This window comes from Leucobacter luti, assembly GCF_019464495.1.
GTDB classification, from domain to species: Bacteria; Actinomycetota; Actinomycetes; order Actinomycetales; family Microbacteriaceae; genus Leucobacter; species Leucobacter luti_A.
Window position 1 is genome coordinate 2981899 of sequence record NZ_CP080492.1, and the last position, 15803, is coordinate 2997701.

Sequence of the window (15803 nt, forward strand, 5' to 3'; positions counted from 1 at the left end):
CAGCGCCCCATCCCCTCACGGGGGTGGGGCGCTGTTGCGTTGAGGCGTATGATCGCCGCATGGCACTCATGTATGAAACGACGATGTCCCCGTCAAAGTTCGAGCTGCTCGCATCGTGGCTCCCCACGCGGCCATGGTTCCGCGGCGACGTGTCTGCACTGGAAAAGGTCACAGCGTACCGGCTCGATGACCCGGAAGGTGAGGTGGGGATCGAAGGCCACCTCGTTACCGCCGGAGATGACACGATCTATCACGTCGTGCTCACCTACCGCGGGGAACCGCTGGCCGATGGTGAAGAGTTCCTGCTCGGCACCAGTGAACACGGCGTGCTCGGCACACGCTGGATTAGCGACGGCGCCGGGGATCCGGTCTCGCGCACCGTGCTCGCGGAGGCGATGGCGCACGGACGTTCCGAAGCCGAGCAGTTCTACGAGAACGCGGCGGGGGAGACCTCACAACTCCGGCCGCTCAGCCAGCTCAGAGGCTCCGGGGACCCCGAGAGCGCTGTGCCTGAAATGTGGGCGGCATCGGTGTCCGAATTCGGTGGCGTCACGATCGCGGAAACCGGATTCGCCACGCTCCGGATCCGGCACGTGCTCGATGCCGCAGCGCTCGCCGGAGGCGGCGCTGAGGCGCTCGCAGCGGCCGAGAGCGGCGCAGGGCCGGAAGCGTACGCGCTGCGCCTTACCTGGGCCGGCCAGGAGCTTCCGGTCACGATCGCGGCGCTCACAACAGTGGCTCCCGAGTAAGTCCCGGACGGCAGCCAGGCTCGACCCGCCCGGAATCTCGGAAGCGACCACCCCGATTTCCAAGTTTGGCCACTGACCCGCTACAGTAGTCCATGCGTGAGAACGCAAATCGGGATGTGGCGCAGCTTGGTAGCGCACGTCGTTCGGGACGACGGGGTCGCAGGTTCAAATCCTGTCATCCCGACAGTAACCCCCGGAACTACCGCAGAAACATGCGGAAGTTCCGGGGGTTTTTTGTTGCCCAAGAGTTCCCACCCAGGCTCAGAGCATATTTAGGGCACATGGGAAACTACGCCGCCTCTGATGAAGCTTCTTCGCGCCTGTTCTTGACTAGCTCTTGAAGCGCTTTCTCGCGCCGAGTTTCCATGAGGACTGCCACCTCCTGGATGCGATCTCGCCACTGTGCGGTCCCACCACATGACAGGCAGAAGTCTTGAGGTGGACGGAGATGTCGGTGAGTGACTGTATCGGCCGCGCAGCAGAAGCAGTGACGTGGGTGGCTGACAGGTCGCACATGAGTGCAGAGGCGCTGATGAAAGCGCAGGTGCACGTAACTCTTGCCCTGGTGGAGCAGCAGCGCATTCACCCCCTGATCGCGCTGTGGCATGGCTCGCCCGTGAAAGAGGAATGCATCAGGGACGGTGAACGAGGCCTGTTGGGCGGGAGTAGCGGAGTGCTGCGCCCTGAGATCCGTGACGGATTGGGGGTCCGTGAGTAAAGGCATCCCGAAGAATACTGTGGCCATGGTGTTGAAGAGGGATCAAGGCCTTTGTGTTCCTTGGATCTCCGCGCATTGCTTGGGTGAAGCGCAGGTCGCTGCTCATCGAGGGAACCGGGGCAATGGCGGAGCAAGGTTCGGGGTACTGGACCAGCCCTCGAACCTGATTGCCGCGTGCTCGCCCTGCAACGGGTTCAACGAGGCCAGTGCTGATCGTGCCGAACTTGAAGCGCGCGGAGTTCAGGCGCGTGATGACTCCACCCCGCCGAAGACCGCCCAGCGCGCTCTCATAACACCTGTCCGCTACCCGGAAGGGCGGTTGTTCTATCTGGATGACGAAGGGGGACGCGTCGAACTCGACACGACCCCGTATGAGCGAGAAAGGAGGTGCAAGGTGGCGTGGTTTCGTGTTGATGGTCAGTTCGGTACGAACCCGAATTCGAGGTAAATTCCGAGGGCAGAGCGGCATGCCTGTTTGGGGTTGTGGCTGCAGGCTGGCGTTTGGTCAGCGCAGCCTCTCACGGCTGGTCGGACTCCGGGTTACATGCTCGATGAGTTGGGGACGAATGTGTCTCACCAGGACAGACTTGTGACGGTCGGATTGTGGCAGGACGAAGGCGATGACATCGCGTTCAACGACTGGACCGACTACCAACCGTCGCTTGCTGACGCAATGGCTAACAGGGAGAAGGGGCGCCGCCGGAAGGAAGCCTATCGATTCAAAAAGGCCGAAACCACAGGGCAAAATCCCGACGGGACACAAACGGAAGAGGGTTCCGGGACACCCCGACCCGGCCTACTAAAGGAAGTAGCTAACGCTACTTCTACGCGCAAGGCTCACGAATCACATCCTATTGGATGCCCGATTTTGGTCCTATCCAGCAGCTGCAGTTCGAGTGTCCTGGCCTTGATCTGGAATCCGAGCACAAGGTGTTCGTTGACTACTGGATCGCTCAGCCAGTGCAGAAGAGCGTGAAGCCCGATTGGGCCAACTGGATGCGCCGCAATCAAAGTGAACGTGGTGTCTCTATTCGCGGTGCGGGGTCGAAGCCGACTGCTGGTGATAGGGCTCGGGCGATCGCTGACGAGTTCAGGAAGGATAGGCCATGACGCCGGGTGAAGTTGCTGACCTGCTCAGCCTGTTCGTGGAGCTTGAACGGTACCCGACCGCGGACAAGATGACGAAATGGAAAGTGGTGGCTTGAACTGCAGTGTTCGAGCAGGAAGCGCCAGCTATGACGTTCGATGAAGCGCAGCCGCTCGTGATCCGCTATTACGGGACCGCGGGGGAGTCGCTGACACCTTTCGCGTTGATTGAGGCGGGCTGAGAAACCAATGATGCCGTCCCAGATCGCAGCGGACGTGCGCGTGGCGAAGCGGCTTGGGATGGCGGCTGCGGATCACCGCGCGCTTGACCCGCTACCCACTACCCGCTGCCCGCTGATGTTGCGTGCCGGCTGGCGGAGTATCGAGCTGGCGTGAATGCGGAGGCTCCAACTGTTGAGTCGGGGCCTTTGTAGTCCCCGTTGAGGCTCGATGCTGGGTGGCGACTGTGACCGACGAGGAAGTGTTCGAACTACTCCCGATAACTGCAAAGCCCGTGACCGCTGTCCGAGGCCGCGACGCGGCCCGTGTCGCGGAGTGCTTCGAAGAAGGCCGTGCGGACGTGCTGGCCGTGATCCTCGCCGGTATGCACTGGGGATCTCGCGGCGGCACGAAACGAAGCACTCAGGGAAGCCGCCAGCGCGAAAGCGTCTGAGCAGCCTGCGTGCACGAATCTACGGGCCACGAAAGAACGAATGAAAGAACCCGAGCGAGATCTTGATACCACTGCAGAACGATTCCGCACGAGAACGTGAGCCGCATGAAAGAACCCGAACAGTCGCCATTCTGGCCAGACCGTATCCGAGAGATAGCAGACCAGCTCAACAACGAAAAGGAAAACGAATGCGTGCAGAAGATGACCTCGCCGCTGCGATGAAGAGAATCGCGAACATGGGCGTGACAATCAGCGTGAACCGTGCGCCCGGTTCGGCGTTCCGGGATCCGTCACCGACGGATGAGATCGTGCGTGCAGCACCGAGACAAGGAATCTACGAAAAAAAGGGCTGAAATCATGGCTGGCGAACCACTGATCACTGTTGTAGGGAACCTGGTCGCGGACCCGGACCCAGAGCCGCGCGTCTCGCAGACGGGCAAATTTTGGGTGACGTTCCGCGTCGCCTCAACACCGCGCGTGCGGGACAAGCCGTCGGGTGACTAGTCAGGCCCGGATGCCGCGCGTTCGACGAACTCGCGGACCACATCGCCCAGTCAAGCAAGAAGGGCACACGAGTGCCGATGGAAGGGTGCCTGTCCGTGCACACGTTCACAGACCAGCAAGGGCAGTAGCCGACGGGCCTGAACTATGACGTTGAAGCGATCAGGTCAGAACTGCGCTTCAACAACGTTCGGGTGCAGCCACGCCAGAGCACCCAGGGGGGGGGTAGGCGGGGGTTCACCCCAGGGGCAGAGTTGGCAAGGGCACAACCACCACAAACGGGCGCGCAGGGGTTCGGAGGCTTTTACGACAACCAACAGTTCTAGCCAACAAACCGTGCAGGACTGCCCCCAAACCCGGTTCCTGCACAACAACCTAGGCCCGCCACGAGTGGGCCTTTCGGATGCCCGGGAGGGGCCATAGTGCTGGAACCTTGCAGTTAGCGTCTATGAATCTGGACCCTAGTCGGTGTCTTTATTTAGGCTTGTGTCGGTCAAAGACTGCATCCATACATCGAATGTCTCATGCATTCTTTCGGTCTCTTGAAACAGGTCATCGATGCCGTCGTTGGGGAAAGCCATCCATGAACTGATTTGTGATGTAATGCGACGCCCAGGAGGGTTGATCAGACACAACATCCCAGATTGAATCTGCGCGTCAGGGTCGTGCTTTCTAATCAAGGAGTGATCAATAAAGGCTCTAACCCAAGTTGACATTTCTTGCGCATGGGGTATGCCTGACTGAGTTATGACCCATAACGCTCTATCAATAGTGGGGACGCTATAGAGCGGCTTGCGGTCTTCGTTGAAAAGCTTGTTGGCTTCTCTTTCCAGAATTAAAGCTGCTTCAAGTGCTTCTCTCTGGCGGTCAGCAGCAAAGCCCTTATTGAAGTCTTGCCTAGCTGCCGCGATAGACCTGTCAGTGTCCACTTTTGCCTGAGCTAAAGACTTAGCCGTTTCTTCGCGAGAGAGTTTCGTGCTCGTCCTTATCGTAAAAAAGGTTACTGCCCCGAGCGCGAGTATCTCGATGAGCGGGATCTTGTAGCTCACCTGGGAACCCAGCCAAGAAACGAACGCAAATACTATTTCCATCCCCGCACTCTATCCAGGTTTGGAGGTGGGTCTGATGCGCGTTTAGGTGACAGTTTGGTCAGGCAGCAAGTGCGACCTGTTTGTTCATGATGGTCTCGTATTCGAGCGGCGTCAAACGTCCCAACCGGGCTTGTCTGCGACGTCGGTGGTAAGTGCGCTCGATCCAGATCACGATCGCTGACCGGAGCTCGTCACGAGTCGCCCAGGTCCCCCGGCTCAGAACGTTCTTCTGGAGCAGACTAAAGAACGACTCCATCGCCGCGTTGTCGCCCGCAGCACCCACACGCCCCATCGAGCCGGCCTTGCCATGAGCGGCGAGCGCGCGCTGTAGTTTCCGGCTTCGGAACTGAGATCCACGATCCGTGTGCAGCACACACCCACGCACGTCACCGCGACGAAGCACGGCGTTGTTTAACGCGGTCACCGCAAGCGCGGATGTCATCTGCGATGCGATGGAGTAGCCGACAATCCGGTTTGACCACACGTCTTTCACAGCGCAGAGGTAGAGCTTGCCTTCACCAGTCCAATGCTCGGTGATGTCCGAAAGCCATAACTCGTTTGGAGTAGCGGCCACGAACTCGCGCTGGACCAGGTCGTCGTGAACAGGTGGGCCAGGCTTCCTCCCTTTCCCGCGGGCTTTCTTCTTCCCGAATGCTGACCACCACTGCTGGTCTCGGCAGAGCCGCCACGCAGTCCGGTCACACATCGGTTCCCCGGAGCTCTTCGCTTCGTCGGCGAGGAACCGGTATCCAAACTCCGGATCCTCTATATGGGCGTCATAGAGCGCGTTCGCACGATACGCCTGCATGAGCTCTCGCCCGGTGACTGGACTACGTAGCCACCGATAGTAAGGCTGGCGTGAGAGCTTCAATACCCGGCACGACACCTGGACGGGGATCCCGTCATTGGTGAGCTCTCTCACGAGCGGGTAGAGCCTTTTCCCGGCAAATGCGCCTGCGAGAGATACGCGGCCGCACGTCGGAGCACTTGCACTTCTTGTTTGAGGAGTTTGTTCCGTTTACGAAGCTCACGTAGCTCAGCGTTCTCAGAACGGGTCACGCCAGGTTTCTCTCCGGCCTCGACGCGTTCCTCTCGAAGCCATTTATCGAGGGTTCCGACATGGATGCCGAAGTCCTTCGCGATCTGCGCGAGTGTCACTTCCGGGCCACGATTTAACGCGATCCGGATGACGTCGTCTCGGAACTCTCTGGGGTAACGAGGGGGCATAGGTTCATCCTTCCAGGCCAGCCGAAACTAGCCATGTTGAATGTCACCTAAACGCGCATCAGACCCCTGACGAACTGGAAGGCTTGTCTGAGGTGACGTACGGTGTGTGGCCGGGCGAAGCCGGTGTCCTCGCTCCGGGCGAGCAGGTTATCGCTACGGCAAGCTACGCTCTGAGGCAGGCCGATGTGAACGCAGGCCAGGTTGAGAACACCGCGACGACGACGGGTAACCCGCCCACTGGAGACCTAGTGGCGGACGATGACATTGAGATCATCCATGTGGATCCCGCGCCCGGTATCGAGCTGGTGAACACCGGCGGTCTCGAAGAAGGCGCAACGGTTGTTCCGGGTGACCTGATCGAGTACGAGTTCATTGCTACGAACAATGGCAATGTCACCCTCACGGGCGCCACGATTGACGATGAGCTGGAAGGTCTGTCGGAGATCTTCTACACCTGGCCGGGAGAAGCTGGTGTTCTCGCTCCGGGTGAGCAGGTCACCGCGACCGCGAACTACGCTCTGACGCAGGCAGATATTGACGCCGGCAACGTGCACAACTCGGCGACCACCACTGGCAACCCGCCCACGGGCGACCCGGTGGACGACGACGACGAGGACGTGCCCCTCCCGCAGCTGCCAGTCATCGACCTGGTGAAGACCGGAACGCTCGCAGGCACGGGCGTAGCTGGTGACACCGTGAATTACCAGTTCACGGTCACCAACACCGGCAACGTTACCTTGGCCGGCGTCACGATTACTGACGAGCTGGCAGGCCTGTCGGCCATCGTGTTCGGTGAGTGGCCGGGTGCTGCTGGTGTCCTCGCTCAGGGTGAGCAGGTCACCGCGAATGCGAGCTACGTGTTGACACAGGTAGCGTCGACGACATCGCGACCACCACTGGCAACCCGCCCACGGGCGACCCGGTGGAGGATGAGGACGACGTGACTGTACCTTTGACCCCGGGCCCCGCAATCGGCCTGCTGAAGTCGAGTACCCTTCCCCAGGGCGCGGGCTCCGACGCGGATGACCAGGTGAACTGCGCCTTCACTGCGACGAACACCGGCAACGTTACGTTGACCGATGTGTCGATCACTGATGAGCTGGAAGGCCTGTTGGAGATTGTCTATACCTGGCCCGGTGAAGCTGGCGTCCTCGCGCCCGGTGAGCAGGTGACGGCGACGGCGAGCTACACGCTGACGCAGGCTGACGTGGATGCCGGCAGTGTCGATAACGATGCGCTCGTCACCGGCACGCCTCCCACGGGCGACCCCGTAGAGGATCCAGACGAGGAGAACACGCCGCTGCCCCAGGCGCCGGCCATTACCCTCGTGAAGACCGGGAAGCTTAACAGCGACCGGATCGCCTACACCTTCACCGTCGCCAACACCGGCAATGTCATCCTCACCGGGGTGGAGATCACCGACGAGCTCAAGGGGCTGTCGAAGATCACCTACGGCTCCTGGCCGGGCGAAGCTGGCGTGCTAGAATCGGGCCAGCAGATGATGGCAACTGCGAGCTACAGGCTCAACAGCGCCGACCGTGATCGCAGATACGTGGACAACCACGCCTCCGTCACTGGCAACCCGCCCAGCGGAGACCCGGTGCAGGCAGATGACGATGAGAAGATCACCGTCGGAGCCCTCGCGGTCACCGGTGGGCAGGGCATCGCCAACGCGGGCTTCCTCGCGGCTGGCCTGCTCCTTGCCGGCGGAGTGTTGTGCCTAATCCGCAACCACCGTGCGGGAACGCATGAGGCTACGGTCCAGATGAACTAACCCTCCGCAGTTCAGTACCTTCCCCGGCTCTCAGCATGAAAGCTGTGAGTCGGGGAAGCTGCCGGCCTCACCGCGATCGCAAACGATGATTGCGGGACGGAGCACCTCAGACCCACCACACCCTGCGGCGCAACTTCGCAAACTTCCCCTTTTGAGCGAAGCTTCCTCCGCGTTGCAGGTGTGGTGTCAACGCCGCCTGATCGAATTCCCCTAGGGTCATGACAACCCACACAATCGATCAAGAGGCGGCACCCCGTGCAGCCTTGGGCCCCTTTCCCCGAAGGCGATCCAGGGCTGCACTCTTTGTGAGCACGGCTGACGATAGCCGTGCTGCCTGAAGCGTATTGAGAGCGGTAGATAGACTGGGCCTATGACCGCCCGCCGCCTTCTATATGCTCCGTTCACCCTCGTGGCTCTCGCCGCGACCGTCGTCGGATGCGCAGCTGAACCCGCGCCGACGGAGGCGCCGCGGCCGTCTCAGGCGACGGAGGCTGTTGAGGCCCCAGAGCCTGCGGAGGAGCCAACCACGCAGCCCGCGGCCACGACGATCCCTGAGACGTGTGAGCAGCTCCTGCCGCTCGCGACCGTCCAGACCTATGATCCAAGACTCGAAGCGCACCCGGGAGTGGATGCTGAGACACAGCTCTCAGGGATGATTGGCCCTAAGACGATGGGGACTTTGCAGGCCGGTGAGCGGCAGCTTTACTGCAACTGGGGGACTACTGGTACCGGGGCTCTCAGCTATCTCGGTGCGGCAATAATAAACGATTCGGCGAAGGCCGAATTGGTAGCGGCGTTGCGCGACTCGGTCTATGAGGAAGTGCCGGCGGATGGCGCAGAGGCTCAATTCACGCAGGGACAGTCGTATGAGCACCAGCACACGGATCGGATCATTCTTGACGGCGACCTGCTGATCGCGGTCAGTCATACAATTACCGGCGATTTTGCACAGGACGCGTGGGCAAGGATCCGCCGGTGACCGGTGCGCGCATCTACTCGATGTCTTGCGGCGGCTGCGGTTTTCTAGAGGAGCACCGGGTATTGGATGGTGCGGAGCCAGCGTTCAACATGGTGGAGCCGCGGAGGATCAAAGACGCTATGGGAATGGAGTTGACGGTGGCGACGTGTCCGCTTTGTGGCGGGCGGGCGGGCGGGTGGTGGGTGAGGTGCGGGCGGGGTAGGCCGCGCATACGTGCTATTGGGGTCCCTACGACCCCAGTGAGGAGCCACAACATGCCGGAGCAAGTACAGGGCCTACGGACCAGCCCGTACGCGACCACCGCTGTCACCTACGACTGCGAGAACTCGATGGCGAGGATCCAGTAGATCAGTGGGTGCCGCGCGTTCACTGTGGTGTCGCTGAGCCATGGCGCAGACCTGTTCGTGGACGATGAGGCCTTGTTGGTCAGTGAGCCCGAGCTGAATCTCACACCAACTGTGATCTCGCACAACCTCGGCAGCGCGCAAGTGCGGTTCGGTGTCGGCCTAGCGATTGGCGCGGACGATGCGACCGGCGAGACCGTCGAACTGACCGCGGAGCAGCGGTGCGTTCTTTGGGAGGCTGCGAATGAGAAGCTTGCGCCGGCTGTGCGGGATCGGCTGTGCGAGAGTTTAAATCCGTGGCCTGATTTGGTGGCACTGGTGAAGGAGCGCCGGTGAGGGGCGACCAATCGTTCGTGAGGCACCCCGCCCGTGGCACAGGGGCTGTGCGCTTGATATGTAGACTTGGCCCATGGGCATACTGAATTTCTGGTCGAGTCGCGACCGTGAAAATTGGTATGGCTTTTCAATTGATGCAGGGCGAGAATACCTCGCTGTTCAGCGTGACGAACTTAATGGGATCCGGAACCGGAGTATCACGATCCTCGGTCTGGTCGCTGCTGCATGTGCTGTCCTACTGACGGCCGTCCTAGACTCTTCAGGGTTAGCGCGCAACGGGTGGTTTTACACGCTGTGCGTTCTTGGCACCCTATCCTTCGGGGTCAGCGCAACGTGCGTGACGTTGATCGCCAATCCGGGGCTCAGCTACAAGCCAGCGCTATATCCCGACCACCTACTCAGCTACATGAAGAACCCCATGAACAAAGATGCCCGGGAGACGGCGAATCCGTACGTCAAGAACGTGTCGCTGACATCTGAAGATGCAAAGTTGGCGCTGTGCATGGCCATCGACGAGATGCTTATTCTCAATGAAGCGAGCTTGTCAAAGGTGCGAAGTAGATACCGGGTTTGCTTATTCTTTTGCTTCCTATCATTGGTGCTTTGGAGCGCACTTGCATGGGTGTTCGCATGAACGTACCTGTCTTCAAACCCAGAAAACCTGGCGTGCCGCGCAGGCCGAGCGAAGATGAACTTCCTCCAAGCGTGCCCCTAGGAAGGGCTTTGAGGGTGATCGGCATCATTCGAAGCAATGCCTCGAAGGCGGAACTGGGCGAACTCGTCCGTAAGCTGGTCATTCCTCTGCAGCAGGATCCGTCCGCTGAGAAGGTCACATTGGAGAATGTTTGGGTCAGAATCGGTGGAACCAATCAGGACATCAGAGTTGTACACGTTGCGGTGAATTCTTCAACTGCCGTTACTCTGCTCAGCCACATGAGGTCATCAAATTCTGTGCGATTGTCAGGTATCCTTCCTGCTGAACTGAGGATAGTAGACGCGGTGCAGGTTCTTATTAACGATGGTCTCGAACAGGTAGTTCAAGTGCTGCCAGTTCAGTACCTGTGATCTCTGTGCCGGTGAGCGCCTTCCCGAAGCACCGGCACCGCGCGTTACCCACTGCCTGACGGAAGATCAGCACGCACCCAGAATCCATCGCGCCGCAGTGTCCATCGCCACCGCGTGGCCCGCGCGCTCAACAGACCCGCCGCTCGTGGCCGTGTGGCTCGCCGGTCAGTACGCAGAACTCTGAGTGTGCCAGACACTACACCCTGACGACGGTCGTGTGGCGCTCGCGACGGTGTGGGCCGAGCTGCGCGAGCGGCTGATAGATGCGGGCGGCGCTCAATGCGGTGCAACCTCGGCGGATTCGAGACGCCAAGGGAGTGGAACTGGCGGTGGCGGAGTGCCCTCTCTGCAGCGGGCGGATGGTGGGCGAGGTGCGGGCTAGCACGTGATACTCGGAAGTTGGCACGATTGATTCATGCCCAAGACATTGAATGCCTCCGATATCCCCTTGAACGTAAGTGGCGAAATAGATAAGAAGCCACTCACGGGCGAGATTAGCAAGGACTCGGTTGGTCGATTTTGGTTCTCGTCGGAGACAACGTGGGCTGGTGGAACGCAGAACGGAAGTCGAATGGCCAAAATCAAGACCTTTCGAGGTAGTGGGGGTTCAGTCCCGATCTACTTTCGAGGGTCCGACGCATACAAAAATGGTCAGCAACTCATTCATATCGAGGACCTAAGGGTTGGGTCTGCGGAACCGGAAGAGCTGTTCCAGTCGGTGAGGTGCGCTTACCAGCACGCCGGAGTGGCTTGTGGCTACTACCACAGGGACGGTGCGCAACGCTCGCCAGGTGCTCCGCCAACGCTGCCTGCTCTCGAAGGGGCTCCTGAAATGCAAATGGTGTTCACCGGGGGTGCGGTGGAGCTGAACTCGGCCCTTCCGGCCCACTTGGAAGATTTTGAGACCCACCTTGATGCGTTCCGCCGGATGCTGACATTTGCCGTGCAGCGACCGATAGCTCAGCTCTCGATGGTTGCGCGGAGCAGCGATGGTGCTGAGGTTCGGATACTTGCGCGACAAAGCGTTCGCCCGGTTGCTTCAGGTAGTGGCGACTATCGCAGTTTTCCAATCTGATTTGGGAACGAAAACACGCAGAACGCCATCAATAAATGGTGGGAGATGACAGATCAGCTACGGCCGCTCCCGCAGACAGTCGCAGGCATAATTGACCAGCCAGGTTATGTGGACACGGATTTCTTCTTCCTGGCGACGGTTCTTGAGCGTCTCGGCGAAGAATGGGTAGACGCGCCAAAAATCCTGACGCCCGAGCAATTTGACGAAGTCCAAGAAGTCATCGCCGGGCTCCATCTACCGGAAGACTACAGGCTATACAACGACAGCACTTTCGCTGCAGTCGTAGCAGCAGCCGTTGAGCTCCTTCCAGAGGAGGTCTGGGCGAAGCTTCATCTAGACAGGGAGTCATGGGAGAAGTCACTCAAAAGCCATCGCAACCTCATTGCTCACTCCGCCAAGCAAGGTGGGCCGCACCGAAGATTTTCGACCGGGTTGCCGCTTCGAGCGCTTCGAGATGCGACGGCGGTAGTTGTGACCTTGCTCTTCGCTCAGCACTTGGGCGTTGACGGCGATGCTTTGTCTTGTGCAGCAGATGGGCAGAGGGTTCAGCGGATCATGAAGCACAAAACAGGCACGTTGGTCTTCAATAATTCAGGACTTGAATAGAGCTCATGGCTTCAGGAGAGTGACCAGAAGCGTGGCGTACACGCCAAGTAGGGACACGATTCCGAACACAACGGTACCCACAACGTAGCGGTTGCGTGCGGTGTTGCGATCTTGCTTTGCTTCCTCATACAAATTGCGTTCGACATCGATCTGTCGCAAAACTTCTTGTTTCGCGGACTCAGTTTGCGCAGTGATGGCATCTGCAATCAAAAGCAAGGTGCCGTGCACACGGTCATCGAAGCTGGCGCGCTGGGATGCTTGCTCGGAAACCTCTTCGATTGTTAGGTCATCAACCTCCGGTGACTCAACCGCTGCAGATGCAGCTAGTTGGTTAGGTATGTACCGAGGTGTGACAGCGAATCGCAAATTAGGGAGGGTCGGAGCTAACGCTGACTGTGCAGCGATATCAGCTGCAATCTTCGAAAACTGCTCACCGATCTGAAGACTCGGGCGAACGCTCTCGCGTATCTTCCGCGTATCTTCCATCTGTACGTCAGTGAATGCCGACATATCAATACTTGAACTAGCGCTCTTCAAGATGTCCTGGACCGCTTTCGATGAAGCGAGGTTCGTAAGAGAAGCTTTGTTCGCGGCGATAATCTTCGACCAGCGGTCCTGAGATTCGATAAGAGGTTTCAGCGCCTTTTGTGCCGAAGCATATGCGGCCGGGAAACGCGGATCGTCGGGGTCGTCAAGGATTCTCCTAACGTCTCGCATTCGCATCCCGGCGAGAGGATTTGGTTCAGATAAATCTGACTCAGGTTCATCGGGAGCTTGTACGTCTACAGATTCATTGGCATCACTCGTCACCTTCACAGGCTATATCGCACCACCGCGCATTACTTACCTCATGGCAGAAGACCTCTACAACGCACGAATTCAGCAAGCCGCCACAAGCATCGCCAGCACCTGGCATGCACCACCCGCCGAACACCCGGCCATGGCCGAATGGCTTGTGGCGCAGTACGCTGACGTTTTCGTGCGCCAACCATAGGCCCCGGCGACGGCCGTGTCACGCTATCCGAGGCCTGGGCCGCTCTGCGCGACCGGCTGGTCGTCGAGGCGCGTCGGGTGGTGGGACATCGGTCCGAAAACGAATGGGCGCGGTCTGCGGCGGAGCATGGCGAGCGGGTCGAGGCGGCTGAGCGTGGGCTGCTGCGGGCGATGGTCTCGCCGGGCGTGCCAGCGCTGAACCGGTTGACTGCGGCGCGCGTGGAGACTCTGGCCTCGGTGCTCGATACTGCGCTGCCGGTTGAGGTCGTGCTTGAGTAGTCGGCCCGCGAGGTTTGTGACGCGATGCTCATCGCGTCGCTAGGTATCCCTGTATCGGCTATGGACGGAGCAACGGCGGTTATGCGCGGGGTTCTGCGCGAGCAGGCGGGGAAGCTGGTGGCGGCGCGGGCCGGGTAGCGCAGGGGAGTGTGTACCGGGAGAGCTGAGGCGCTCCGCCGGGTCATGATGGCTCGGCGGGGGCGCCTCTTTGCGTTGGCGGGCGGAAATTTGGGGACACCGCGCATTACTTAGGAGGCACAGAGATTTTGGGTCGCAAGTCCTATCGAAGGGGGTGAGGTCGCATGCGCAGATCGCTGCATCCCGCAAGCGGCTGCTTGTGAGGTCCTAGAAAGGGGTGGCAAATGCTTACCCTGGATACCAATCGGGTCTTATGCACGTTTAGGTGACATTCGATATGGCTAGTTTCTGCTGGCCTGGAAGGATGAGCCTATGCCCCTTCGCTACCCCAAAGAGTTCCGTGACGACGTCGTGAAGATCGCGTTGGACCGCGGCCCAGAGGTGACACTCGCGCAACGCGTACGACTTTGGAATCCACGTCGGCACGCTCGATAAATGGCTCCGTGAGGAACGCGTCGACCAGGGCCAGAAACCCGGTGTCACGCGTTCTGAAAATGCTGAGCTGCGTGAACTACGCAAACGGAACAAGCTCCTCGAGCAAGAAGTGGAAGTGCTTCGTCGTGCGGCCGCGTATCTTTCCCAGGCTCACCTGCCGGGAAAGGCTCTACCCGCTCGTGAAAGAGCTCACCAATGACGGGATCCCCGTCGTGGTGACGTGCCGGGTATTGAAGCTTTCACGACATCCCTACTATCGGTGGCTGCGTAGTCCAGTCACCGGGCGAGAACTTATGCAGGCGTATCGCGCGAATGCGCTCCACGACGCTCACCTTGAGGACCCCGAGTTCGGGCACCGGTTCCTCACCGACGAAGCGAAGAGCCCCGGCGAACCGATGTGTGATCGGACTGCGTGGCGGCTCTGCCGCGATCAGCAATGGTGGTCAGCGTTAGGGAAGAAGAAAGCCGCCGGGAAAGGCAGAAAGCCTGGCCCGCCCGTGCATAAGGGCCTGGTGCAGCGCGAGTTCGTGGCAGCTGCGCCGAACGAGTTATGGCTTTCGGACATCACCGAGCATTGGACGAGTGAAGGCAAGCTCTACCTCCGTGCGGTGAAAGACGTGTGGTCAAACCGGATCGTGGGCTACTTCATCGACTCACAGATGACGTCCGCGCTTGCGGTGACCGCGTTGAACAACGCCGTGCTTCGCCGTGGAGACGTGCGTGGGTGTGTGCTGCACACGGATCGTGGATCGCAGTTTCGAAGCCGGAAACTACAGCGTGCGCTCACCGGTCATGGCAGGGCCGGTTCGAAGGGTCGCGTCGGTGCTGCGGGCGACAACGCGGCGATGGAGTCGTTTTTTAGTCTGCTCAAGAAGAACGTCCTGAACCGCAAGACCTGGGCCACACGTGACGAGCTCCGGTCAGCGATCGTGACGTGGATCGAGCGCACTTACCATCGACGCCGCAGAAAGGTCAGGTCGGGACGATTGGCGCCGGTCGAATACGAGACCATCATGAACAGGCAGGTCGCACTCGCTGCCTAACGAATCTGTCACTTAAATGTGCATCAGACCCGTGTTCGCGGCTGCGCGTCCCGCTGTGAGAAGTATCGGGTCCTCTTTAAGCTGTGAGCATGCCTGTGTTCCTGTCTCCTGCGTTGCCGGATTGCGAAAATGGAGCACGCTTGGGTGGAGCTCCTCCAGCGGTGATCGAGACGCATCCACTTCTGGAGTCGCATCGGTATGTGCTGACTCTTGATGCGGGTTGTGCGTCGTGGACGGGTGGCCGTGAGGTCTCGGTGGTGCTGCGCGCCGGCTTCAGCATTGAAGACGAGGATCTCGTGTACCCGGAACTGGCGATGCGGGCGATCGTTCACGACCCCTCGCCGCGCGGCGTGCGTGACGACCTGGGGTGGCCGGGGCTGCGTGCGACATCACTGGTCGAACCACCAGCTGCCGCGTCCACGCCGCCTCTGGTGCGGGTCGATGACGCACCCGTGCTGATCCAAGGGGAACTCGCGTACTCAGATGCTGTGCGCGCTGATGGTCACCGATTCCTCTTCCAGGTCGATGAGGAAGGGTGGCCTGCAAGTGGAGAACTGGGCGACATCGTTGAGGAATATCTGTGGGGGTATGGCTCGGTGTACTTCTACGGCACACCGGGCGTGGACGGGACGGTGCACGACGTTGTCGCCGGATTCATCGACTTCTGACCGAACGCGACGACTGGGCGCCT

Annotated in this window: 19 protein-coding genes, 1 tRNA gene and 1 pseudogene; 18 read left to right on the forward strand and 3 right to left on the reverse strand. The window is 60.0% G+C overall.

The window, feature by feature from the left end; translation table 11 throughout:
- Window positions 1-59: 59 nt before the first annotated feature.
- The 6 genes from K1X41_RS13360 (at window position 60) to K1X41_RS15850 (ending at window position 3858) form a co-directional block, all read left to right on the forward strand.
- On the forward strand, window positions 60-749 hold the full coding sequence (locus tag K1X41_RS13360) for a maltokinase N-terminal cap-like domain-containing protein (protein WP_133615684.1): 690 nt from the start codon (window positions 60-62) through the stop codon (window positions 747-749).
- A gap of 110 nt (window positions 750-859) precedes the next feature.
- Window positions 860-933, forward strand: a tRNA-Pro gene (locus K1X41_RS13365).
- A gap of 2086 nt (window positions 934-3019) precedes the next feature.
- Window positions 3020-3226, forward strand: coding sequence for a hypothetical protein (locus K1X41_RS13370; protein ID WP_220174819.1), 207 nt, complete (start codon window positions 3020-3022; stop codon window positions 3224-3226).
- A gap of 188 nt (window positions 3227-3414) precedes the next feature.
- Window positions 3415-3579, forward strand: coding sequence for a hypothetical protein (locus K1X41_RS13375; protein ID WP_220174820.1), 165 nt, complete (start codon window positions 3415-3417; stop codon window positions 3577-3579).
- Window positions 3580-3583: 4 nt separating this feature from the next.
- A complete protein-coding gene (locus K1X41_RS15845; protein WP_258566558.1) occupies window positions 3584-3730 on the forward strand; it encodes a single stranded DNA-binding domain-containing protein in 147 nt (48 codons plus the stop codon).
- A gap of 41 nt (window positions 3731-3771) precedes the next feature.
- Window positions 3772-3858, forward strand: coding sequence for a single-stranded DNA-binding protein (locus K1X41_RS15850; RefSeq protein WP_258566739.1), 87 nt, complete (start codon window positions 3772-3774; stop codon window positions 3856-3858).
- A gap of 330 nt (window positions 3859-4188) precedes the next feature.
- Here K1X41_RS15850 and K1X41_RS13385 read toward each other — a convergent pair whose 3' ends face one another.
- Window positions 4189-4818 (reverse strand): hypothetical protein, encoded by a 630-nt coding sequence (locus K1X41_RS13385; protein ID WP_220174821.1) that lies wholly within the window; start codon window positions 4816-4818, stop codon window positions 4189-4191.
- Between the two features lie 58 nt (window positions 4819-4876).
- Window positions 4877-6045 (reverse strand): IS3 family transposase gene (locus K1X41_RS13390; protein ID WP_220174822.1). Its coding sequence is split into 2 segments (ribosomal slippage): window positions 4877-5758 and window positions 5761-6045, totalling 1167 coding nucleotides; the frame shifts between segments, so codons are not numbered across the junction.
- Between the two features lie 92 nt (window positions 6046-6137).
- Between K1X41_RS13390 and K1X41_RS13395 the strand changes: the two genes are divergently transcribed.
- The 8 genes from K1X41_RS13395 (at window position 6138) to K1X41_RS13430 (ending at window position 12224) form a co-directional block, all read left to right on the forward strand.
- On the forward strand, window positions 6138-6989 hold the full coding sequence (locus K1X41_RS13395) for a DUF7507 domain-containing protein (RefSeq protein ID WP_258566740.1): 852 nt from the start codon (window positions 6138-6140) through the stop codon (window positions 6987-6989).
- Window positions 6986-7819: a DUF7507 domain-containing protein gene (locus tag K1X41_RS13400; protein ID WP_220174824.1), complete on the forward strand. Its 834-nt coding sequence runs from the start codon at window positions 6986-6988 to the stop codon at window positions 7817-7819. Before K1X41_RS13395 ends, K1X41_RS13400 begins: the two co-directional genes overlap by 4 nt.
- Window positions 7820-8189: 370 nt before the next feature.
- Complete coding sequence (locus K1X41_RS13405) at window positions 8190-8798, forward strand: hypothetical protein (RefSeq protein WP_220174825.1); 609 nt, start codon at window positions 8190-8192, stop codon at window positions 8796-8798.
- A 374-nt stretch (window positions 8799-9172) separates the two neighbouring features.
- Window positions 9173-9478, forward strand: a complete 306-nt coding sequence (locus K1X41_RS13410; protein ID WP_220174826.1) for a hypothetical protein — start codon at window positions 9173-9175, stop codon at window positions 9476-9478.
- A 73-nt stretch (window positions 9479-9551) separates the two neighbouring features.
- Window positions 9552-10112, forward strand: a complete 561-nt coding sequence (locus K1X41_RS13415; RefSeq protein WP_220174827.1) for a hypothetical protein — start codon at window positions 9552-9554, stop codon at window positions 10110-10112.
- On the forward strand, window positions 10109-10543 hold the full coding sequence (locus tag K1X41_RS13420; protein WP_220174828.1) for a hypothetical protein: 435 nt from the start codon (window positions 10109-10111) through the stop codon (window positions 10541-10543). Before K1X41_RS13415 ends, K1X41_RS13420 begins: the two co-directional genes overlap by 4 nt.
- Window positions 10544-10958: 415 nt before the next feature.
- Complete coding sequence (locus tag K1X41_RS13425) at window positions 10959-11618, forward strand: hypothetical protein (protein WP_220174829.1); 660 nt, start codon at window positions 10959-10961, stop codon at window positions 11616-11618.
- 45 nt (window positions 11619-11663) lie between these two features.
- The gene (locus tag K1X41_RS13430) at window positions 11664-12224 is read left to right on the forward strand and encodes a hypothetical protein (RefSeq protein ID WP_220174830.1); all 561 of its coding nucleotides are present in this window, start codon (window positions 11664-11666) and stop codon (window positions 12222-12224) included.
- 3 nt (window positions 12225-12227) lie between these two features.
- On the opposite strand, the gene K1X41_RS13435 is transcribed toward K1X41_RS13430, so the two are convergent.
- Window positions 12228-13034, reverse strand: a complete 807-nt coding sequence (locus tag K1X41_RS13435) for a hypothetical protein (RefSeq protein WP_220174831.1) — start codon at window positions 13032-13034, stop codon at window positions 12228-12230.
- 40 nt (window positions 13035-13074) lie between these two features.
- On the opposite strand from K1X41_RS13435, the gene K1X41_RS13440 reads away from it, so the two are divergent.
- From K1X41_RS13440 to K1X41_RS13455, 4 genes and pseudogenes are all read left to right on the forward strand, one after another.
- Complete coding sequence (locus tag K1X41_RS13440) at window positions 13075-13218, forward strand: hypothetical protein (protein ID WP_220174832.1); 144 nt, start codon at window positions 13075-13077, stop codon at window positions 13216-13218.
- Between the two features lie 80 nt (window positions 13219-13298).
- Window positions 13299-13496: a hypothetical protein gene (locus tag K1X41_RS13445; protein ID WP_220174833.1), complete on the forward strand. Its 198-nt coding sequence runs from the start codon at window positions 13299-13301 to the stop codon at window positions 13494-13496.
- 450 nt (window positions 13497-13946) lie between these two features.
- A pseudogene (locus K1X41_RS13450) lies at window positions 13947-15112 on the forward strand (IS3 family transposase).
- A gap of 200 nt (window positions 15113-15312) precedes the next feature.
- Entirely contained in the window at window positions 15313-15780 is a 468-nt protein-coding gene (locus K1X41_RS13455) for a hypothetical protein (RefSeq protein ID WP_220174834.1), read from the forward strand.
- Window positions 15781-15803: the final 23 nt, after the last annotated feature.